At 68.7% G+C, this 20,828-nt stretch carries 21 protein-coding genes; 1 reads left to right on the forward strand and 20 read right to left on the reverse strand.

Annotated features, from left to right (window positions below):
• Positions 1-7: 7 nt before the first annotated feature.
• Genes neuC through LZ009_RS20800 form a run of 11 tightly spaced genes read right to left on the reverse strand, consistent with a single transcriptional unit; the run spans position 8 to position 11,379 of the window.
• Positions 8-1,147 (reverse strand): UDP-N-acetylglucosamine 2-epimerase, encoded by a 1,140-nt coding sequence (neuC, locus tag LZ009_RS20750; RefSeq protein WP_275699887.1) that lies wholly within the window; start codon positions 1,145-1,147, stop codon positions 8-10.
• On the reverse strand, positions 1,140-2,159 hold the full coding sequence (gene neuB / locus LZ009_RS20755; RefSeq protein ID WP_275699888.1) for an N-acetylneuraminate synthase: 1,020 nt from the start codon (positions 2,157-2,159) through the stop codon (positions 1,140-1,142). The genes neuC and neuB overlap by 8 nt, the downstream gene beginning before the upstream one ends.
• Positions 2,149-2,856, reverse strand: coding sequence for an acylneuraminate cytidylyltransferase family protein (locus LZ009_RS20760; RefSeq protein ID WP_275699889.1), 708 nt, complete (start codon positions 2,854-2,856; stop codon positions 2,149-2,151). The genes neuB and LZ009_RS20760 overlap by 11 nt, the downstream gene beginning before the upstream one ends.
• On the reverse strand, positions 2,853-3,491 hold the full coding sequence (gene hisH, locus LZ009_RS20765) for an imidazole glycerol phosphate synthase subunit HisH (RefSeq protein WP_275699890.1): 639 nt from the start codon (positions 3,489-3,491) through the stop codon (positions 2,853-2,855). The genes LZ009_RS20760 and hisH overlap by 4 nt, the downstream gene beginning before the upstream one ends.
• On the reverse strand, positions 3,488-4,258 hold the full coding sequence (gene hisF, locus LZ009_RS20770) for an imidazole glycerol phosphate synthase subunit HisF (protein WP_275699891.1): 771 nt from the start codon (positions 4,256-4,258) through the stop codon (positions 3,488-3,490). The genes hisH and hisF overlap by 4 nt, the downstream gene beginning before the upstream one ends.
• Position 4,259: 1 nt before the next feature.
• The gene (locus tag LZ009_RS20775) at positions 4,260-5,576 is read right to left on the reverse strand and encodes an N-acetyl sugar amidotransferase (protein ID WP_275699892.1); all 1,317 of its coding nucleotides are present in this window, start codon (positions 5,574-5,576) and stop codon (positions 4,260-4,262) included.
• Between the two features lie 6 nt (positions 5,577-5,582).
• Positions 5,583-6,773, reverse strand: coding sequence for a UDP-glycosyltransferase (locus LZ009_RS20780; RefSeq protein WP_275699893.1), 1,191 nt, complete (start codon positions 6,771-6,773; stop codon positions 5,583-5,585).
• The gene (asnB, locus tag LZ009_RS20785; RefSeq protein ID WP_275699894.1) at positions 6,770-8,554 is read right to left on the reverse strand and encodes an asparagine synthase (glutamine-hydrolyzing); all 1,785 of its coding nucleotides are present in this window, start codon (positions 8,552-8,554) and stop codon (positions 6,770-6,772) included. The genes LZ009_RS20780 and asnB overlap by 4 nt, the downstream gene beginning before the upstream one ends.
• Positions 8,555-8,556: 2 nt before the next feature.
• Positions 8,557-9,111, reverse strand: coding sequence for a sugar transferase (locus LZ009_RS20790; protein ID WP_275699895.1), 555 nt, complete (start codon positions 9,109-9,111; stop codon positions 8,557-8,559).
• Positions 9,108-9,914, reverse strand: a complete 807-nt coding sequence (locus LZ009_RS20795) for an aldolase/citrate lyase family protein (RefSeq protein ID WP_275699896.1) — start codon at positions 9,912-9,914, stop codon at positions 9,108-9,110. The genes LZ009_RS20790 and LZ009_RS20795 overlap by 4 nt, the downstream gene beginning before the upstream one ends.
• Positions 9,915-9,921: 7 nt before the next feature.
• Positions 9,922-11,379 (reverse strand): lipid II flippase MurJ, encoded by a 1,458-nt coding sequence (locus tag LZ009_RS20800; RefSeq protein ID WP_275699897.1) that lies wholly within the window; start codon positions 11,377-11,379, stop codon positions 9,922-9,924.
• 62 nt (positions 11,380-11,441) lie between these two features.
• Here LZ009_RS20800 and lysS point away from each other — a divergent pair, with 62 nt between their 5' ends.
• On the forward strand, positions 11,442-12,965 hold the full coding sequence (gene lysS, locus LZ009_RS20805; RefSeq protein WP_275699898.1) for a lysine--tRNA ligase: 1,524 nt from the start codon (positions 11,442-11,444) through the stop codon (positions 12,963-12,965).
• Between the two features lie 156 nt (positions 12,966-13,121).
• On the opposite strand, the gene nagZ is transcribed toward lysS, so the two are convergent.
• Genes nagZ through lepA form a run of 9 tightly spaced genes read right to left on the reverse strand, consistent with a single transcriptional unit; the run spans position 13,122 to position 20,820 of the window.
• Positions 13,122-14,186, reverse strand: coding sequence for a beta-N-acetylhexosaminidase (gene nagZ, locus LZ009_RS20810; RefSeq protein ID WP_275699899.1), 1,065 nt, complete (start codon positions 14,184-14,186; stop codon positions 13,122-13,124).
• Positions 14,183-14,584 (reverse strand): holo-ACP synthase, encoded by a 402-nt coding sequence (gene acpS / locus LZ009_RS20815; RefSeq protein ID WP_275699900.1) that lies wholly within the window; start codon positions 14,582-14,584, stop codon positions 14,183-14,185. The genes nagZ and acpS overlap by 4 nt, the downstream gene beginning before the upstream one ends.
• Positions 14,581-15,324: a pyridoxine 5'-phosphate synthase gene (locus LZ009_RS20820; protein WP_275699901.1), complete on the reverse strand. Its 744-nt coding sequence runs from the start codon at positions 15,322-15,324 to the stop codon at positions 14,581-14,583. The genes acpS and LZ009_RS20820 overlap by 4 nt, the downstream gene beginning before the upstream one ends.
• Positions 15,321-16,067 carry a DNA repair protein RecO gene (recO, locus tag LZ009_RS20825; RefSeq protein ID WP_275699902.1) on the reverse strand — a complete coding sequence of 249 codons (747 nt, stop codon included), beginning with the start codon at positions 16,065-16,067 and terminating at the stop codon, positions 15,321-15,323. The genes LZ009_RS20820 and recO overlap by 4 nt, the downstream gene beginning before the upstream one ends.
• Entirely contained in the window at positions 16,064-16,969 is a 906-nt protein-coding gene (gene era, locus LZ009_RS20830; protein ID WP_275699903.1) for a GTPase Era, read from the reverse strand. Before era ends, recO begins: the two co-directional genes overlap by 4 nt.
• Entirely contained in the window at positions 16,966-17,652 is a 687-nt protein-coding gene (gene rnc, locus LZ009_RS20835; protein ID WP_275699904.1) for a ribonuclease III, read from the reverse strand. Before rnc ends, era begins: the two co-directional genes overlap by 4 nt.
• A gap of 8 nt (positions 17,653-17,660) precedes the next feature.
• A complete protein-coding gene (locus tag LZ009_RS20840; RefSeq protein ID WP_275699905.1) occupies positions 17,661-18,017 on the reverse strand; it encodes a DUF4845 domain-containing protein in 357 nt (118 codons plus the stop codon).
• A 23-nt stretch (positions 18,018-18,040) separates the two neighbouring features.
• Positions 18,041-19,006 carry a signal peptidase I gene (lepB, locus tag LZ009_RS20845; RefSeq protein WP_275699906.1) on the reverse strand — a complete coding sequence of 322 codons (966 nt, stop codon included), beginning with the start codon at positions 19,004-19,006 and terminating at the stop codon, positions 18,041-18,043.
• A gap of 2 nt (positions 19,007-19,008) precedes the next feature.
• Positions 19,009-20,820 (reverse strand): translation elongation factor 4, encoded by a 1,812-nt coding sequence (lepA, locus tag LZ009_RS20850; protein ID WP_275699907.1) that lies wholly within the window; start codon positions 20,818-20,820, stop codon positions 19,009-19,011.
• Positions 20,821-20,828 lie beyond the last annotated feature (8 nt).

Genomic DNA, 20,828 nt, shown 5'->3' on the forward strand with positions numbered 1-20,828 from the left:
GCGTTGTCTAGTAGGAGTTGATCTTTTCCAGGAGGCCGGCGGCTAGCGGCAGGGTGGCGAGCAGCTGCGCGATGCGTTCGCCGGCATGGCCGTCACCCCATCCATTGTCGCATCCGTAGCGCCCGTGGCCGAGCTGCTGCGCGAGGCCGCGCGCGATGGCGCCCTCTTCCGCCGGTACGTCCAGCACATTGGGACCGTGCTCGCGCATCCGCTGGCGGTCGCCGATGTTCAGCACAGGCGTGCCGAAGCTAGCGGCTTCGATCACGCCCGAGGAGGAATTACCGGCCAGCGCTTCGCAATGACGCAGTGCAGCGGCATACAAGGGGCGCGGCAAGTGGGTGACGCGCCGGGAACCGGGTGGCAGCGTGGCGGCGTCCAGCGCGCGCAGCACCTCGCGCGAGCCGGCATCGGCATTCGGTTCCAGCCAGACCACCGGCAGCTTCGCCTGCTGCAGGGCGCGCACCAGGGCCTGCGTCTGCGCGGCAGCCTCGCCGGCCTGTTGGACCACGGGGTGGAACAGCACCAGCACGAAACGGCTGCCCGCGGGCAATTGCAGCGCGGCGAGGCAATCCTCGCGCTCCATGGCGGCCAGTGCCTGCAGGCCATCGAGGCCGGGCGCGCCGGTGACGTGGATACGCCCTGGTTCCTCGCCCATGCGCGCGAGGCGCTCCCGCGCCTGCGCGGTGGCGACGAAGTGATAGCTGGCCAGCTTGCTGATCGCGTGCCGCACCGGTTCGTCGACGGTGCCCGAGCGCTCGCCGCCGTGGATGTGCACGCAGGGCACGCCCACGTGCAAGGCCGCGATGGTGCCGGCCAGCATCTCGCCGCGGTCGCCCAGCACCAGCAAGGCATCCGGGCGATCGCGTGCCAGCAGTTCGGTCATGCCTTGCAGGCAGGCGGCGATGCCTTCGGCCATGCTGGCGCCGCTGCGCGTGGCCATGTCGTACGGGATGCGGGCGCAGATGTCGAGGCCGCTGGCTGCCACTTCATCGACGGTGTGGCCATGCGCGGCGGACAGGTGCTGGCCGGCCACCGCCAGCTGCAGGCGCAAGCCCGGCGTCGCGGCGATGCGCTGCAAGGTCGATTGCATCAGGCCGAAATCGGCGCGCGTTCCGGTGAGGTAGACGATGCGCCGCGCTTCAGCCATCCAGCTGGTCCCATTGCAGCACGCTGCCGGCGGAGATGGCGGAGCGCGCCGTCCGTCCCAGCACCTGGTCCCACTCGCGCGGGGCGATGCCGGTGGCCGGGCGGCGGCAGGCCAGCATGGCGGCCGTGAGTTGCGCGCCGGCCGGGATGTCCTGCAGGGCGACGATGCTGCGGCGGGCGACGCGCGCGGCGTCCTCCTCCTCGGGCCGCCGCGCCTTCACGCCGTCGCCGCGCATTCCGGCGATGCGGCGGATGCCGCGCACCATGGCCGCGAATTCCTCGGGCTCCAGCGAGGCCGCATGGTCGGGGCCGGGCAGCGTGCGGTCCAGCGTGATGTGCTTCTCGATCACGGTCGCGCCGAGCGCCACCGCGGCCAGCGATGCTTCGATGCCGGTGCTGTGGTCGGAGTAGCCGACGGCCAGGCCGGTCGCCTGCGCCAGCGTCTCGATCGCGCGCAGGTTCAGCGCTTCGTCGGCGGCGGGATAAGCGGAGGTGCAATGCAGAACCGCGACGTCGTCGGTGTTGCCGCGTGCAGCGCGCACCCAGGCCAGCGCCTCCTGCACTTCGGCCAGGGTGGCCATGCCGGTGGACATGAGCAGCGGCAAGCCGCTGGCCGCAGCCTTCGCCACCAGCGCGCGATGCGTGAGTTCACCCGAAGGCATCTTCAAGCGCTTGACGCCCAGGCGAACCAGCATGTCCACCGCGTCCTCGGAAAAGGGCGTGGAGAAGAACTCGATGCCGATGCCGGCGCAATGCTCCTGCAACTGCCGGTGCTGGTCCTCGCTCAATTCGAGCTTGCGCAGCATCGCGAACTGGTCGCTCTCGCCGGTCTGGCGCGACTGGTAGGCCGCGGTCGGCGCGCCCGGCACCACCAGGTCCTCGGCGCGAAAGGTCTGGAACTTCACGGCGTCCGCGCCCGCGGACTTGGCGACGTCGCACAGGCGGCGCGCCAGCGCCAGTTCGCCGTTGTGGTTCACGCCGGCTTCGGCGATGACGAAGACTTCAGCCGCCACGGCCCGCCCCATGCCTGGCCAGCAGCCACTCGGCGTATTCGAAGTCCTCGAGGCCGTCGATGTCGACGGACTTCCAGCGCGGCATCTCGTAAGGCACGCACTGCACGCTCCACAGGCCGTGCTCGGCGGCCTTGGCCAGCGCCGCGCGCTGCCACACGTAGATCGAGCCGTTCAAGGCGTAAACCGCGGGCACGTCCTGGCGCCGGCCGCTGCCGTCGCCCTTGGACAGGCGCACCGTTCCATCGGGCTGCGCTTCCACGAGATTGAAATACGGGTTGTCATGCGCCGCGGTGACGCTCACCACCAGCTCCGCCTCAGGCTGCAGGGCGAGCGCCGCTTCGATGTCGGCGCTGCGGCGCAGCGGCGACGTGGGCTGCAGGTCGACGATGCGGGCGATGGCTGCGCCTTCCGCTTCGAGGTAGCGCACCAGGTGCTCGATCACCGGCAGCTTGGGCGCGGCATCGGTCGCCAGTTCGGCCGGGCGCAGGTAAGGCACCTGGGCGCCGGCGCCGCGGGCGATGTCGGCGATGGCGGGATCGTCCGTGGACACGTACACGCCCGCGATGTGTTCGCAGCGCAGCGCCTGCAGGATCGTGTGCACGATCAGCGGCCGGCCGGCGAAGGCGCGGATGTTCTTGCCCGGCAAGCCTTTGCTGCCGCCGCGCGCGCAGATCGTGGCGATGGTCTTGGCTTTCATAGCGCGAGGAACCTGTGCAGCATGCCGAGGCCCGCGTGCGCGCTGCGCTCGGGGTGGAACTGGCAGCCGGTCAGGTTGCCGCTCTGGACCGCCGCGCAGATGCTGCGGCCGTCGTAGTCCACGTCGGCCAGGCGCACCTGCGCATCCGCGGGGTCCGCGCTGAAGGAGTGCACGAAGTAGGCGCGCTCGCCGGGCGCCACCTCGGCCAGGATGCTGCGGCTCCAGTCGCGCGCGGCTTGCAGCGGCCGCCAGCCGATGTGGGGGACGCGATGCGGCTGGCCGTCGCCGCCGGTGGCGGGAATGGCCCGCACGCGGCCGCCCAGCAGGCCGAGGCCGGCATGCTCGCCCATCTCCTCGCTGGCCTCGAACATCATCTGCATGCCGACGCAGATGCCCAGGAAAGGCCGGCCGGTGGCGGCGAAGCGGCGCACTAGGTCGTCGAAGCCGCGCGCGCGCAGTTCCGCCATGCCGTCGCCGAAGGCGCCAACACCGGGCAGCACCAGCCGCGGCGCGTTCAGCGCCTCGGGGCTCGCCTTGTCGATCACGGTGGGCGTTGCACCGCAATGCTCCAGCGCGCGCAGCACGTTCAGCAGGTTGCCGATGCCGTAGTCGAGGACGGTCACTGGGATGCTCATGCCGGCCTCTCCTCGCGGACATCGAAGCCGGCGGCGCGTGCATGCGCCTTGATGTCGGCCAGCGACATGCGCTTCCAGTGCAGGGCATCGGCCACGGCGACCGCAGACAGGTCGATGCCCGCCAGGGCCTGCAGGTGTTCCGCGGCGCCGAAGCCGCCGCTCAGGGTGACCGGAACGCTCACTGCGTCGCAGACCTGCTGCGCCAGCGGCACGTCGAAGCCCTTGCGCGTGCCTTCCTGGTCGACGGAAGTGAGCAGCACTTCGCCGGCGCCGCGGTCCACGGCTTCCTTGACCCACTGCACCACGTCCTTGCCGGTGCGCTCACGGCCGTTGTCGGTGTAAGCCTCCCATTTGCCGGGGGCGACGCGCTTGGCCTCCACGCTCAGCACCATGCACTGCGAGCCATAGCGTTTGGCCACTTCGCCGATCAGGTCCGGCCGCGCGATGGCGGCCGTGTTGATCGCGACCTTGTCGGCGCCCGACAGCATCATGGTCGCCACGTCGGCGAGGCTGCGGATGCCGCCGCCCACCGTGATCGGCACGTAGACCTGGTCGGCCGCGCGCTTGATGATGTCCGACAGGTTGTTCCGCTGGTAGAGGCTGGCGACGATGTCGATGAACAGCAGTTCGTCGGCGCCTTCGTCGTAGTAGCGGATCGCGTGCTCGTTGGGGTCGCCGACGACGCGCAGGCCCTCCAGGTGGATGCCCTTGATGAGGTTGGGCCCCTTGATGTCCAGGCGGGCGATGACGCGGAGATGGCGCGTCAACTCATGCTCCGTCGAACACGGTGTGCCGCAGCTTCCACTGCCCGCCTTCGTGCTTCCACAGGTGCGGCGAGCGGAAGGTGTCGGCCAGCTTCATGAAGTAGGCGCGGTCCATCGTCGGCGACTCGAACATCTTCGAGGCCTGCGGGAACTCCTTGGCCGGGATGCTGAGGTAGCGGAAGATTTCCTCGGCGAAGCGCTCCGGGAATTCGCCGTCGTAGCGCCGCACCAGGGCCACGCCTTCCTCGCGCGTGATGTCGCCCGAACGGATCTCCTGCGCGGCGTCGTAGGTCGCGCGGCCGATGCCGAACTTGGTGAAGGTCGTGTAGTAGTGGAAGTCGTCGATGCGGTCGTCGATGCTGTTGTACTTGCTGTAGGTGCCGGGCGTGCGCTCGGGCGAAGCCTCGAAGCCGCCGTGCTCCACCGCGTAGTAGTAGCAGCTTTGCGGGTGCCACTTGAGGTAGTAGCCCAGGTAGTGCACCTCGATGTTCTTCTGCTGGATCTGCTGCGGGTCGGCCGGCAGGTAGGGCAGCAGGTCCTGGGGCTCCAGGCCGTAGTCGTCGTACAGGCTCTGGATCGACACGCCGCCCAGGTAGATCTGCGACTTGTCCTGCGCGGTGAAGTACGACCAGTCGCGCTTGGCGCTGGTGGTGTCGCCGATCGGGTTGCCGTATTCCGCCTCGTTCTCGCCGTAGATCACGAAGGGGATGTCGTGCAGGATCGCCATCTTGGGCGCCAGCGACTTCTGGCCGAACATGAAGGCCTGGAAAGGGTGGAACAGGTTTTCCACCGCCAGCCGCGTGAGCAGGCGGTGCACCCGGCCGTTCGGCGTGGTCAGTTCGTTGTCGAAGCCCGCGTGCAGCCACGACTGGAAGTTCTTCCAGCCCCACTCGGTGTAGACGTGCGGCGCCCAGGTCACCGTGAGCGGGTGCATGCCGAAGCGCGTCTTCAGGATGTGCGAGGCGTAGAAGCTGTCCTTGCCGCCGGAGCCCGGCACCAGGCAGTCGTAGCCGCTCTTGCTGCGGAACTTGTCGCACAGCGCGGCCAGCTGGTCCTCGCGCTGCTTCCAGTCTATGGTGGCGTTCTTCTGTTCGGCGAAGCGGCAGGCGTCGCAGATGCCTTCCTCGTCGAAGTTGATCGTGGCCTTCTTGCTGGCCTTGGTGTGCTGGTACTCGACCGCGGAATTGGGCCGCTGGTTGGAGATGACGCAGCGCCTGCAAAAGTGCACGTAGCGCGGCAGGCCGTACTTCACCTCGGCCTGGTCGTCGGGCAGGGCAAAGGCGGCGAGGTCGGTGGTCTGCGGGGCGGGAATCAGGGACATAGGCGATTATAAAAAACCGTCCAGCACAGCCAGCACCCGCTCGGTCGCCCCGCCCCCGCCTTGCGTCGCGCGGCGGCCGGCGCGGCTGGCGCGGTCCAGGGCGGCGCGCAGGTCCGGCAGGGGGACGGCGGCGTCGGCGATGCCGAAGCGGGCCAGCGGCATGGCCGCATCGAAAACCGAGCCGAGCACCTGCACCAGACGCGCACCGGCGAGGTGGCCTTCGAGGCCCACGGTGGAGGTCAGGGTAACGACCAGGTCGACGGCGTGCAGCAGCGGTGGCAGCGGCCAGTCCTGGCCGGTGAGGACGATGCGTTCGTGGCTGGGAAGCGCCGGCAGGGCTTGGCCGGAGCGGGCGCGCACGCACAGCACCGCGTCGGGCTGGGCCAGGGTCCAGTCCACCAGGCACTGCAGGGCGCGATCCGGCAGCGTGGGGTCGCCGGGCGTGCCGTCGAAGGGATGCAACGCGGGTTCGACCTGTGCCGGCCACAGCAGCACGCGCTTGCCCTGCCAGCCGTGGCTGGCGCGCAGGGCTGCGCCTTGCTGGGCGAGGCCGGGCGCCTGCAAGGCATCGAAGGCCGGATTGCCGGTGGCGACGATTTCATGGGGCTGTCGTCCGGCCGCGACGAGGAACTCGCGCACGGACTCGTTCAGCACGCAGACGCGGTCGGCATAGCCCGGCTGCGCGATCCAGCGCACTTCGTCGACGGCGAACAGGTCGACCACGCAGACGGCGGGAATGCCCAGCGCGCGCGCCGCCTCGATCGCGGCACGTTCGGCGCGCGGCGAGTTGGTCGCCACCAGCAGGTCGGGCTGCACGCGGCGCAGGATGCGCTCCAGCGTGCGGCGCGGCAGGAAGGCCTGGCGGCCGTCGAGCGCGTAGCGGGCCGCGGCTTCCTGCGCGCCGACTTCCGCTCCGAGATCGGCGTACGAGAGGCCCAGGTAGGCGGCCGTCTCCTCGGGATCGACCACGTTGGCCAGCGTCGCGGTGAGCTCGCGTCCGCGCGCCAGCGCCGCTTCGTCCCCGGGCTGCACGAAATCCTTGACTTGCAGCAAGGGCAAGCCGGCCTGGCGCACATCGCCGGCGGCCGTCGTGAGGCCCAGCACCTGCACCTGGACTTTTCCCCGGAGCGCTTGCGCCAGCGGCAGCACCATGCGCACGTGCCCGCTGCCGTAGCAAACGAACAGGACTTTCTTCATGCCACCTGCGCCTGGCGCGCCCACAGGGCCAGCGCCGCCAGCGCGCGCAGTTCACGCGTGTGGTTGGCGCTGCCGTCGCGGTGCTGCTCCAGCAAGGCCGTCACGGCCTCGGGCCGTAACAGGCGCTGCAGCAGCGGGCTGCCTTGCAGCAGGCCGGACAGCCACGGATAGCTCTCCTTGCGGAACCACTCGCCCACCGGCACGGTGAACATCTGCTTCTTGCGGTAGGCCAGGTCGTGGCCGATCAGGGGCTCGACCGCCTTCTTGTACCAGTGCTTCTTGTCGCCGCTCGCGCCCAGCTTGGTCACGCCGCGCGAGCGGAAGGCGAACTCCATCATCCGCCAGTCGAGGAAAGGCGTGCGCGCCTCGATCGACACCGCCATGCCCATGCGGTCCGGCTTGACCAGGTTGTTGCCCGAGAGCAGCAGCTGCATGTCGAGGTACAGCGCCTGGTTGACGCGGTCGAAGTGCGCGGCTTCCTCGAACCAGGGCTGCGCGGCCGCGGCAAAGCTGTCGATGCCTTGCAGTCGTGCCGCGACTGCGGGCTGGTAGAGCGCTTGCTTGGCCTGTGGCGTGAACAGCGAGATCGCATCGAAATAGCCGCGCTGGAATTCGCCGTCGGGCAGGTCCGCGACGCCGGGCCGCGCGAAGTACTGCTCGTACTTCTCGTAGCCGGCGAACAGCTCGTCGCCGCCGTCGCCGGTGAGCACCACCTTGACGTGCTTCGCCGCGAGTTCGCTCACGCGCAGCGTCGGCAGGAAGGACGCGTCGCCGTGCGGCTGGTCCAGGTGGTAGAGCACGTGCTCCCAGCGATCCAGCATGTTGAGTTCGGCGACTTCCATCGTGTGGTCGCAGCCGAAGCGCTTGGCCGCCTCGGCCGCGAAGGGCGACTCGTCGAAGCGCGGGTCCGCAAAGCCGATGCAGAAGGTCTTGACCGGCCGGTTCACGTGACGCGCCATCAGCGCGACGATGGTGCTGGAGTCGACGCCGCCGGAGAGGAAGGCGCCCCAGGGCACGTCGGCGCGCAGGCGGATGCGGGTGGCGTCGTCGAGGATGGCGAGGAACTCGCGCGACCAGTCCGCGAATTCGAAGTCCTGTTCACGCTGGTCGGCCAGGTTCCACCAGCGGTGCGTCTCGCTGCCGCTGCGCGTGAACTTCATCCAGGTGCCCGGCATCACGTGGCGCACGCCTTGCCAGATGGTCCAGGGCGCCGGGATGTAGTTGAAGCTCAGGTAGTGGTGCACCGCTTCCAGGTCCACCTCGCGCGGGCCGGAGGCGGCAAGCATGGACTTGAGTTCGGAGGCGAACAGAACGCGGCCACCTTCGTCCTGGAAGTACAGCGGCTTCACGCCGATGCGGTCGCGCGCCAGGTACAGCGCGTCCTGGTTCGCGTCGTCGATGGCGATGGCGAACATGCCGTTCAGGCGTGGCAGGCAGGCGATGCCTTCGCGCTCGTACAGCCGCAGGATCACCTCGGTGTCCGAATGCGTCTGCAGCTGCACGCCTTGCGCGCGCAGTTCCTCGGCGAGCTCGACGTAGTTGAAGATCTCGCCGTTCTGCACCACCGCGATGCGGCCGTCGTCGGACACGAAAGGCTGGTGGCCGCCCGCGATGTCGATGATGGACAGGCGGCGGTTGCCGATGGCGACGCCGCGCGCCGGCTGCGACCAGACACCGGCATCGTCGGGGCCGCGATGCCGCAGCTTGTCGCCCATGGCGGCCAGCGCCGCCACGTCGAGGGGACGCCGGCCGCGATCCCAGTAGCCGAAGATGCCGCACATGGCTAGTTGGCTCCCTTGCCGGTGAGGCGGCCCAGGGTCCAGAAAAGGATTTGCAGGTCGAGTGCCAGGCTCTGCTCGCGCACGTAGCGCAGGTCCAGGTCCAGGCGCTGCTCTGGCGTGGCCTCGGAGCGCAGCCTGGCCTGCGCGAGGCCGGTGATGCCGGGCCGCACGCTGCAGCGCGCCTGCCAGTCCTGCGACGTGTAGAGCGAACGCTGCGCCGGCACGTCGGGCCGCGGGCCCACCAGGCTCATCTCGCCCTTCAGCACGTTCAGCAGCTGCGGCAACTCGTCGAGGCTGGTGCGGCGGAGGAAGCGGCCGCTGCGCGTGATGCGCGGGTCGTCGCTGGCCGTGTGGTACGGGCCGATGGCGGCGGCGTTCTTCACCATGCTGCGGAACTTGTAGAGCCCGAACTCGCGGTCGCCGCGGCCCACGCGCTGCTGCTTGAACAGCACCGGCCGCCCGCTCTCCAGGGCGATCGCGACGGCGACGGCCAGCAGCACCGGCGACAACAGCAGCAGGGCCAGGGCGGACACGAGGACGTCCAGCAGGCGCTTCATGCGCGCGCGGCCAGGCCGGCGGAGATGCCGGTGATGGCGTCGGCGATGCGCCGCGCATCGGCCTGCACCTGCGGCGGCGTACGACTGGCCAGGCCGGCCTCGACTTCGCGCAAAGCCTGCACCTCGTGTTCGAACACCACGTCCGGGTCGTCGCGGTGGAAGGTGCGCGAGAGGATCACCGCGCCCGAACCCAGGCGCAGGTGTTCGGCCAGCACGTCGCGCCCCGGCAGCAGGCCCTCTTCCAGGCGCGCGATGCCGCCGAAGCCGAAGCGCAGGCCGCGCGCCTTGGCCGCTCGTGCAACGCGTTCGACGGTACCGTCGGCCAGCGGCTGGAACATGAAGCGATGGCCCAGCGACAGGTGCAGGTCGTTCAGGCCGACATAGATCTCCTGCAGTCCCGGCGTGTCCGCCCACTCGTCCAGCGACTGCAAGGCGCCGGCGGTTTCCAGCAGCGGCACGATGGGCGCGCGGCCCGCAACCAGCGCCGAAAACTCCCGCAAGGTGCGCGCCGTGGTGAACATCGGCAGCATCAGCAGGTCCGCGCCCTGCGCCAGCACGGCGTCGACTTCGCCGGCCGTCCCCGCATGCAGCGGGTTCACGCGCACCATCAGGCGCGAGTTGCGCAGCGCGCGCTTCACGCGGCCCACGTCATCGACCTGGTGCGTGCTGATGAAGGTGTTGCGCCCGGCCTGGCGTTCCGCCTTGCCGTTCCTTTCCAGGTCCACGAACAGGCGAAAGCCGCCCAGGGCGTCGCAGCGCTGCGCGAACGCCGGGTCGTTCGTGATCTGGATCAACTCGAGCATGGCGAAATTATCGCCGCAGGGCCGCACGCAGGTCCGCGCTGGCCCACCAGGTGGCGCCCAGCACCGCCACGCCGGCCGCAACGCCTGCAACCAGTTGCAAACCAAGCTGCGCGGGTGCGCCCGCCACGGCGAGCAAGGCGCGCACCGCGAGCAGCATGGCCAGCGCCACGCCGAGCGCGCGCCAGGGCAGCCAGGACCGCAAACCCTCGCCCACGGCCGCCAGCGTGACCAGGGCGATGCCGGCAAAGCACAGGTTGAGCCACAGCATGAGGCCGGCGCCGTCGTGGGGCCCATAGGCCAGCAGCGCCACCAGGGCCACGGCATAGGCAGCAACCGCAGGTCGCATGCGCGCCTGCGAGGCGAGAATCGCCAAGGCGATGGCGGTCAGCGCCTGCGGCAGCAGCCCCCAGGCCGCGATCCGGCCCCAGTCGGCGACTTGCACGAGGGCGCCCGCCTGCATGCGGCCCCAGCCGAAAAGAAGCTGCGCCAGCGCCGGAGCGGCCACCAGGAGTCCGGCGGCGCTCGCGCAGGCCAGCGCCCAGGCCAGGGCGAAGCCGCGGCGAATCGTTCCGGCTGCCTCGTCGCGCGTCGCCGCGCGCCCCAGCGCCTGCGCGATCGGTCCCAGCGCCAGCGTGGCCACCAGTTGCACGGCCAGCAGCAGCGGGAGTTCCGCCAGTTTCCAGCCGTAGTTGAAGGTCGCGAGCGCGCCCGGCCCCTGCTGCGAAGCGAGCGAGCGCGCGGCGAACGGCAGCGCCAGCGGCAGCCCCGCCGAGGCGACCGCCCAGAACCAGACGGGAGCCCGCGGCAGCTCCGAACCTTCGGGCTGCAAGGGCACGCTGGCAAAGGGACGCTGGCGCAGCGCCAACCACAGCAGCCGCGCGACCATCGCGGCCAGCAGCCCGGCGCCCAGGACGTGGACCGCTGCCCCGGCATGAGCGGCCGTGACCCAGGCAACGGCGGCCAGCGAGGCAATCACCAGGCCGTTGACGACCACGTTGGCGCCATAGAGGCCGACGAAATCGCGCTCGAACTGCAGGCGCGTCGCCCACAAGGCCGCCAACAGGGCCAGCGGCAGCGCCACCGCGCTCCACAGCAGGGCCATCTCCGCTGCCGGGATCAGCTCGTTCGGCAAGCCGCCCGCCAGCGCCCGCACCCCCCAGGCATTCAGCGCACCCAACAGCGCGGCCGCCAGGCAGCCTGCCAGCAGCAGCCCATGGGCCGCGCGGCGCTGGCTGGCCGCGACCTGGCCGGCGCCCTGCCGGGACCAGGCCGGCAACAGCACGTAAGCGAGCCCGCCGCTGGCCAGCACGCCGGCCAGCCAGTCCGGCAGGGACAGCATCAGCACCGCCACGTCGCCCAGGCCGGTGGCGCCGAAGGCCGCGGCCTGGACGGACTCCCGCGCCAGTCCCAGCAAGCGGCTGGCCAGCAAGAGGGAGAGCGAAAGAAGGCCGGCCCGGAGAAACATGGGAGGGCATTATTACAATCGAGGGTTTCGCCCCCTCACCGGCGCTGCCCGCCCGGCCCCCGATGTCCGATACGCCCACCACTCCGCCCACCGATGAAAACCAGCTGATCGCCGAACGGCGCGAGAAGCTGAAGGCCCTGCGCGACGCGCACAAGCAGGGAAAGGGCCCGGCGTTTCCGAACGACTTCAAGCCGGAACACCATGCTGCCACGCTGCATGCGAGCCACGGCGAGAAGGCCGCCGAGCAGTTGGAGTCCGAAGGCCACACCACCCGCGTCGCCGGCCGCATGATGCTCAAGCGCGTCATGGGCAAGGCCAGCTTCGCCACACTGCAGGACCAGAGCGGCCGCATCCAGATCTACGTGACGCGTGACGCCGTGGGCGAGGACGACTACGCCGCCTTCAAGCACTGGGACCTGGGCGACATCGTCGGCGCCGAGGGGAAGCTGTTCAAGACGCGCACCGGCGAGCTGTCGCTGCACGCGACCTCCATCCGCCTGCTGACCAAGAGCCTGCGGCCCATGCCGGACAAGTTCCACGGCGTCGCCGACCAGGAAGTGAAGTACCGCCAGCGCTACGTCGACCTGATGACCGACGAGGAGGCGCGTAAGCGCTTCGTCGCGCGCAGCAAGGCCCTGTCGGGCATCCGCGAGTACATGGTGCAGGCCGGCTTCCTGGAGGTCGAGACGCCCATGCTGCATCCGATCCCCGGCGGCGCCAATGCCAAGCCCTTCGTGACGCACCACAACGCCCTGGACCAGGCGATGTACCTGCGGATCGCGCCGGAGCTGTACCTCAAGCGCCTGCTGGTGGGCGGCTTCGAACGCGTGTTCGAGATCAACCGCAGCTACCGCAACGAAGGCATCTCGGTGCGCCACAACCCCGAGTTCACCATGATGGAGTTCTACGCGGCCTACTGGAACTACCGCGACCTGATGGACTTCACCGAGGCCCTGCTGCGCGACGCCGCCCAGAAGGCCGTCGGCACGCTGCAGCTCACTTACGGCGGCAAGCCGGTGGACCTGAGCCAGCCCTTCGAGCGCCTCACCATCCGCGAGGCGATCGTGCTGCACACCGACGCCGGCGAGAACGTGGACAGCCGCGACTGGCTGATCCCGCAGCTGAAGAAGCTGGGGATGTCGGAGGAGAAGGAGCGCCTGTCGGGCCGTTCGCTCGCTTCGCTGCAGGTGCTGTACTTCGAGGAGAAGGTCGAGGAGAAGCTCTGGCAGCCGACCTTCATCATGGAGCACCCGACCGAGATCTCGCCGCTGGCGCGCGCCAACGACGACCGGCCGGAAGTCACCGAGCGCTTCGAGCTGTACATCACCGGGCGCGAGATGGCCAATGGCTTCTCGGAGCTGAACGACGCCGAAGACCAGGCCGCGCGCTTCCACGCGCAAGTGAATGCCAAGGATGCGGGCGACGACGAGGCGATGTTCTTCGACCACGACTTCGTGCGCGCGCTGGAATACGGCATGCCGCCCGCGGGCGGCTGCGGCATCGGCATCGACCGGCTGATGATGCTGCTGACGGACAGCCCGAGCATCCGGGACGTGATCCTGTTTCCGGCGTTGCGGCGGGAATAAGCGCGCGCGGGGAGCCGCGGTTCGGCTTCGCGCTCACCACGGCCTACGACAGCGTGCACGGAGCCGGGGTTTCCACCCCGGTCAGTCCGTAGGCCGTGGTGAGGAACGAACCGCGGCGGCCTCCCGTAGGCCGGGGTGGCAACCCCGGCTTTCCCCTTACGGCAGCAGCTGCAGCGCCCGCATGTACTTCGGCTCCGTCATCAGGGCATCCCACGACGCCGGCGGCGTGAGCGGCAGCAGCGCCAGGCGCCGGTGCTCGCTGACCTCGTTGGGCGTCCACTCCCCGCGGACCTGCGCTTCCGTGAGCCCATCGAGCATCTCGTCGATCGCCGTGCCACCCTCGCTGTTCACGGACTCGTTGCACAGCAGCACCATGTCGCAGCCTGCCTGCAGCGCCACGACGGCCGCTTCGGTGTAACTCACCTCCCGGCCTTCGATCTTGCGCGCCCCGGCCATGCTCAGGTCGTCGCTGAAGATCGCGCCCTGGAAGTGCAGCTGCGCGCGCAGGATGTCGTTCAGCCACTTCGGCGAAAAACCCGCCGGGCGCTTGTCCACCTTGGGATAGATCACGTGCGCCGGCATCACGCTGGTGAGCGACGTCGTCAGCCAGCCATAGGGCGCGGCGTCCTCGGCGAGGATGGCCTTCAGGCTGCGGTCGTCGACCGGGATCTCCAGATGCGAATCGGCCTTGACGAAGCCATGCCCGGGGAAATGCTTGCCGCAGTTGGCCACGCCTGCCTGCAGCAAGCCGTGCATGAGGCTCTTGGCCAGCATGGTGGCGACGCGCGCATCGCGGTGGAATGAGCGGTCGCCGATCACGCCGCTCTCGCCCCAGTCGAGGTCCAGCACCGGGGTGAAACTGAAATCGACGCCGCAGGCGCGCAGCTCCGCGCCCAGCACGTAACCCGCGGCGGTGGCGGCATCCGTGGCTTGCAAGGCATCCTTCATCCACAGTTCGCCGAACGCGCGCATGGGCGGCAGGTGGGTGAAGCCGTCGGTGCGGAAGCGCTGCACGCGCCCGCCCTCGTGGTCCACGCAGATCAGCAGGTCGTCGCGCACGGCCTTGATCTCCGCGCACAGTGAGGCCAACTGCTCGCGGCTTTGCCAGTTGCGGCCGAAGAGGATCATGCCGCCCACCAGCGGGTGCGCGAGGCGGCGGCGGTCGGCGTCGTCCAGCGCCAGGCCGGCAACGTCGAGGATGACGGGTGCGTGTTCGCTCATGGTTTCTCTTTCTGTTCGACGACCACGAAGCTGGCCGCGTAGTCGGTTTCGTCGGTGACGCTCACCATGGCGGTGAGGCCGCGGGCCTCGCACCATTCCTTGAGCACGCCATGCAGCACGATCACCGGTTTTCCGCTGGAGAGCTTGCCCACCTCGCACAGCTTCCAGGTCATGGGCATGCGCATGCCCAGGCCGACGGCCTTGCTGAAGGCCTCCTTGGCGGAAAAGCGGGTGGCGAGGTAGCGCACGCCGCGCGCCGGCCAGCGCGCGCTGCGGGCGCGCCAGGTCTTCATCTCGGCCTCGCTCAGGATCTTGCCGGCGAAGCGTTCGCCGTGCCGCTCCAGCGAAGCCTCGATGCGACGGATGTCGCAGATGTCGGTGCCGATGCCGTAGATCACGACTTCAGGCAGGCCAGGTAGCGGCGCGTCGTTTCGGCGTAGCCCAGCTCCAGCGCATCGGCGATGAAGGCGTGGCCGATCGAAACTTCGAGCAGGTTGGGCACCGTGCGCGCGAAGGCGCCGAGGTTGTCCAGGTTCAGGTCGTGGCCGGCGTTGACGCCCAGGCCCGCGGCCTGCGCTGCCCGCGCCGCCGCGGCGAAGCGGTCCAGCTGCTGCTGGCGCTGCGGCGTTGACCAAGCCGCCGCGTAGGGCTCGGTGTAGAGCTCCACGCGATCGGCCCCCACGGCCTTGGCAAGCGGCATCTGCTCGGGATCGGCATCCATGAACAGGCTGACGCGCACGCCCAGGGCTTTCGCTTCAGTGATCAGCGGCCGCACGCGTTCCGAATCCTTGCGCAGGTCCCAGCCATGGTCGCTGGTGAACTGGCCCTCGCTGTCCGGCACGAAGGTGGCTTGCTGGGGCCTGAGCCCGCGCACGAACTCCATCAGGTTGTGGAAGGGATTGCCTTCGATGTTGAACTCGGCCCGCGGCCATTCCTGGCGCAGCAGCGCATGCAGCTCGTGGACGTCTTCCGGCCGGATGTGGCGCGCATCCGGCCGCGGGTGCACCGTGATGCCGTGCGCGCCGGCCTGCAGGCAAAGCTGCGCCGCGCGGGCGACGCTGGGGATGCCGAGGTGGCGCGTGTTGCGCACCAGGGCGACCTTGTTCACGTTGACGGAAAGCGCGGTGGCGGAACTCATAGGGCCTGCAGGTCGATCATCAGTTGCCGGGTGCGCAGCGTGTGCACGCCGCAATGGTAGTGCAGCAGGGCGCGCAGCTGCGGCTTGAGCTCGGGCGCGGCGGCGGCTTCGCGCAGCGTCGCGGCGAAAGGCGCCGGATCGTCCAACGCGGCCTGCAGCGCCAGCCATTGCGCGCCGCTGAGGCTGACGCGGGCGTCTTCGGGCGGCGCTTCGCCCAGCCCGCCTTCGGCCTTCAGGCTGTAGCGCTCCTGCGGATCCAGCGGCGCCAGCGTGGCGGTCTGCAGGTCGAGCGAAGGCAGCAGGCCGATCTCGCGCAGCAGCAGCAGCTCGAAGGCGCGCAGGCCGGGCTGCAGCGTGTGCTCGACGTCCTCGCTGCCCAGCACCCGCACCGTGGCGGCATAGGCGTCGAAGAGCGCCGGGTGCGGGTCGTCGCGCGCCAGCAGGCGCAGCAGCAGCTCGTTGAGGTAGTAGCCGGACAGCAGGTTGTCGCCGGTGGGCATGACCTGCCCGCCCAGCCACTCTGCCTGCTTCAGCGTGCGGATCTCGGCGTCGCCGCCGAACGCCACGTGCAAGGGCTGCAAGGGGAGCAGCACGGGCCGGAAATTGGAGCTGGGCTTCTTCGCACCCTTGGCGACCACGGCAATGCGGCCGAAGTGGCGCGTCAGCAGTTCCAGGATCAGGCTGGATTCGCTCCAGTCGTAGCGGTGCAGGACGAACGCCGGTTCGTCGGCGACGCGTTTCATTCGTAGCCGAAGGACCGGACTCGCGATTCGTCGTCGGCCCAGCCGGAGCGCACTTTCACGAAGGTCTGCAGGAAGACCTTCGCCGCCAGCAACTTCTCCAGCTCCTGGCGCGCCTCGGTGCCTATGCGCTTGAGTTTCTCGCCGCCGTCGCCGATGACCATCGCCTTGTGGCTGTCGCGTTCCACCACGATGGTGGCGGCGATGCGCACCATGCGGCCGAACTTGGGGCTGGGCTCTTCCTTGAACTCGTCGATGACGACGGTGGAGGTGTAAGGCAGTTCGTCGCCGGTCAGGCGGAACAGCTTCTCGCGGATCATCTCGCCGGCCAGGAACGTCTCGCTGCGGTCGGTGAGTTCGTCGGCGCCATAGAACCAGGGCTGCTCGGGCAGGTAGCGCGTGCAGACCTCGAGCAGCCGCTCGATGTCCTTGGGCGCCTTGGCCGAGATCGGCATGAATTCCTTGAACGGATGCCGCTCCTGCATGTCGCGCAGCCAGGGCGCGATCTCGGCGCGCCGGTGCACCTGGTCCAGCTTGTTGGCGACCAGGATCGCCGGGATCTCCGGCCGCAGCAGCGCCAGCACCTTGGCGTCGCCCAGCGTGAAGTTGCCCGCCTCCACCACGAACAGCACCAGGTCGACGTCGTTGATGACGCCGGTGACGGCCTTGTTCAGCGAGCGGTTGAGCGCGGAGCTGTGGCGGGTCTGGAAGCCGGGCGTGTCGACGAACACGACCTGCGCGTTGCCTTCGGTGCGCACGCCCGTGATGCGGTGGCGCGTGGTCTGCGCCTTGGCCGAGGTGATGCTGATCTTCTGCCCCACCAGGGCGTTGAGCAGCGTCGACTTGCCCACGTTGGGGCGGCCGACGATGGCCACGAGGCCACAGCGCTGCGCTTCATCCGTCATTTGAACCTGGCTTTCAACACCAACAACATCGCCGCGGCGGCGGCCTGTTCGCCGGCCCGGCGCGAGGCGCCTATGCCGCGCTCCACCAGACCGAGCTCGCTCACTTCGCACTCTACGTCGAAAGTCTGTTTGTGGGCGGCCCCGAGGGTGCCGACCACGCGATAGACGGGCAGGCCCATCTTGCGGCCCTGCAGCATCTCCTGCAGTTCCGTCTTGGCGTCCTTGGCCGCGACGGCCAGGGCGGGATTGAGCTCGACATCCTGGAACAGGCGCCGCACCAGCGCTTCCGCGGCGCCGAAGCCGGCGTCGAGGTAGACGGCGCCGATCAGCGCCTCGACCGCATCGGCCAGGATGGAGGGCCGCTGGCGGCCGTTGGTGCGGACCTCGCCCTCGCCCAGCTTCAGCAGGTCGGGCAGGCCCAGGCGCAGCGCGAGCTGGTGCAAGGGCTCCTGCCGAACCAGCGAGGCGCGCACCTTGGTCAGGTCGCCTTCGGGCAGGGATTGCAGGCGCTCGTAGAGCAGCGCCGAAACGGCCAGGTTGAGGACCGAGTCGCCGAGGAATTCGAGGCGTTCGTTGTGCTCGGCCGAGAAGCTGCGGTGCGTGAGGGCGCGGGAGAGCAGCTTCGGCTCGGCGAACTGGTGCTGCAGGCGGGCTTGCAGCGCGGCAAGCGCGTCAGGTGGCAAGGTCTGGACTACCGGCTGGGGCGCGAAGTGCCCCGGTACTTGAGCAGCAGGTAGGCCGGCCCGAACATGTGGTACTCCTTGTCGTAGGCGAAGGAGATCACGACCGCGTCGCCTTCCTTGGCGACCTCGAGGTCCCGGCCCTTGATGGAGGTGATGCCGTCGATGTCGGCCGCCTTGTCGAAGATGGCGCGCACCTCGGCCACCGTGGCGCCCTGCTGCGCCTTGTTGATCGCCTTCAGCGCCGCCTGGTATTCGATGACCGACGGGAAGGCCTGCGCGCCCATCAGGCCCACCGCGGCGAGCACGCCGACGATGAACAGGATCGTGATGAACGAAATGCCCCTCTGCCTTCTTCTTCCTGCCATTGCGCCCTCTCCAACTAGTTGTCTTATTCGAACGTGCCGATGCGCTTCAGGCTGCCGAAATTCATCCAGATCAGGAAGGCCTTGCCGACGATGTTCTTGTCCGGCACGAAGCCCCAGTAGCGCGAATCGAGCGAATTATCGCGGTTGTCGCCCATCATGAAGTAGTGCCCCTCCGGCACCTTGCAGACGACGCCCTCGACACTGTAGCGGCAATTCTGCCGGAAGGGAAAGTCCTCCGCCCCGGGCACGAAGGCGGGACGCTCGTCGTCGTTCAGGATGTTGTGCTTCTTGTCGCCAAGCTGTTCCTCGAACTGCTTGAAGTAGCGCATCGCGTCCTGGTCGAAGTAGTCGCCCAGCTTGTTCTCGCTCACCGGCTGGCCGTTGATGGTCAGCCGCTTGTTCAGGTAGGCCACCTCGTCGCCCGGCACGCCGACCACGCGCTTGATGTAGTCGAGGCTCGGCTTGGGCGGGTAGCGGAACACCATGACGTCGCCGCGCTTGGGCGGCGTGCCCGAGGTGAGCTTGGTGTTGATCACCGGCAGCCGCAGGCCGTAGGTGAACTTGTTCACGAGGATCAGGTCGCCCACCAGCAGCGTCGGGATCATCGAGCCGGACGGGATCTTGAATGGCTCGAACAGGAAGGAGCGCAGCACGAACACGGCGATGATCACGGGGAACAGGCCCGCCGTCCAATCCAGCCACCAGGGCTGCGCCAGGATCTTCTGCTTCGACTCTTCCAGGTTGGCGTCCACCGGCGCGATGCCCTGCGAGGCCAGCCGGGCCTGGCGCGCGCTGGCGTTCGCCTCGAGCTCCGCGGCCGCGGCGCGGCGCCGGGGCAGGTACCAGAACAGCTCGGCCAGCCAGTACAGGCCGGTGACCACGGTAGCCAGGAACAGGAGCAGCGCGAAATTGCCTTCGACCAGCTCGAAGTACCACGCGCCGGCATAACCGACGAAGGCCGCGAGGATCGCGGCGGTGAGAAAAGGCATTTTTATTCTTCGACTTGAAGGATGGCCAGGAAGGCTTCCTGGGGGACCTCGACCGACCCGATCTGCTTCATGCGTTTCTTGCCGGCCTTCTGTTTTTCGAGCAGCTTGCGCTTGCGGGTGATGTCTCCGCCGTAGCATTTTGCCAGCACGTTCTTGCGCAGCGCCTTGATGTTCTCCCGGGCGATGATGTTGGCGCCGATGGCGGCCTGGATCGCCACGTCGAACATCTGGCGGCTGATGATCTCGCGCATCTTGGCGGCCACCGCGCGGCCGCGGTACTGCGACTGGCTGCGGTGCACGATGATGGACAGCGCGTCGACCTTCTCGCCGTTGAGCAGGATGTCGACCTTCACCACGTCGGAGGCGCGGTACTCCTTGAACTCGTAGTCCATGGACGCGTAGCCGCGGCTCACCGACTTCAGCTTGTCGAAGAAGTCCAGCACGATCTCGCCCAGGGGCAGCTCGTACGTGAGCATCACCTGGCGGCCGTGGTAGGCCATGTTGATCTGCACGCCGCGCTTCTGGTTGGCCAGCGTCATCACCGCGCCCACGTATTCCTGCGGCATGTAGAGGTGCACGGTCACGATCGGCTCGCGGATCTCCTGGATCTGGGCCGCGTCCGGCATCTTCGCCGGGTTCTCCACCATCAGCAGCTCGCCGTCGCCGCGCAGCACCTGGTAGACCACGCTGGGCGCGGTCGTGATCAGGTCCTGGTCGAACTCGCGCTCCAGGCGCTCCTGCACGATCTCCATGTGCAGCAGGCCAAGGAAGCCGCAGCGGAAACCGAAGCCGAGCGCCTGGCTCACTTCCGGCTCGTAGTGCAGCGAGGCGTCGTTGAGCTTCAACTTCTCCAGGCTGTCGCGCAGCGAGTCGTACTGGTTGGACTCGACCGGGTAGAGGCCGGCAAACACCTGCGGCTGGATTTCCTTGAAGCCGGGCAGCGGCTCGGTGGCGGTGAAGGCGGCGCCGCCGGTGCCGGCCTTGATCAGCGTGACCGTGTCGCCGACCTTGGCGGCCTGCAGTTCCTTGATGCCGGCGATGATGTAGCCAACCTCGCCCGCCTCCAGCGACTCGCGCTGGACGTTGTGCGGCGTGAACACGCCGAGCTGGTTGGCTTCGTAGGTGGCCTCGGTCGCCATCAGCTTGATGCGGTCGCCCTTGGCCAGCCGGCCGTCGACGACGCGCACGAGCATCACGACGCCGACGTAGCTGTCGAACCAGCTGTCGATGATCATGGCGCGCAGCGCGCCTTCCGGGTTGCCCTTGGGCGCGGGGATGCGCGCGACGATTGCTTCCAGGATCTCGTCGATGCCCATGCCGGTTTTCGCGGAGCACGGGATCGCGTTGGTGGCATCGATGCCGATGACGTCCTCGATCTCCGCCTTCGCGTTGTCGGGGTCGGCCTGCGGCAGGTCCATCTTGTTCAGGACCGGCACGACTTCCACGCCGAGGTCGAGCGCGGTGTAGCAATTCGCGACCGTCTGCGCTTCGACGCCCTGGCTCGCATCGACGACGAGCAGCGCGCCTTCGCAAGCGGACAGCGAGCGCGAAACTTCGTACGAGAAGTCGACGTGGCCCGGCGTGTCGATCAGATTCAGGTTGTAGACCTGTCCGTCGCGTGCCTTATAGGACAGCGATGCGGTCTGCGCCTTGATGGTTATCCCACGCTCCTTTTCGAGATCCATCGAGTCGAGGACCTGCTCTTCCATCTCTCGATCGGAGAGTCCGCCGCAACGCTGAATGAGGCGGTCGGCGAGCGTCGATTTGCCGTGGTCGATGTGCGCGATGATCGAAAAGTTTCTGATGTGATTCATCAACGGGA

The sequence above is a fragment of the Ramlibacter paludis genome (assembly GCF_022012305.1).
Classification (GTDB): Bacteria; Pseudomonadota; Gammaproteobacteria; order Burkholderiales; family Burkholderiaceae_C; genus Ramlibacter; species Ramlibacter paludis.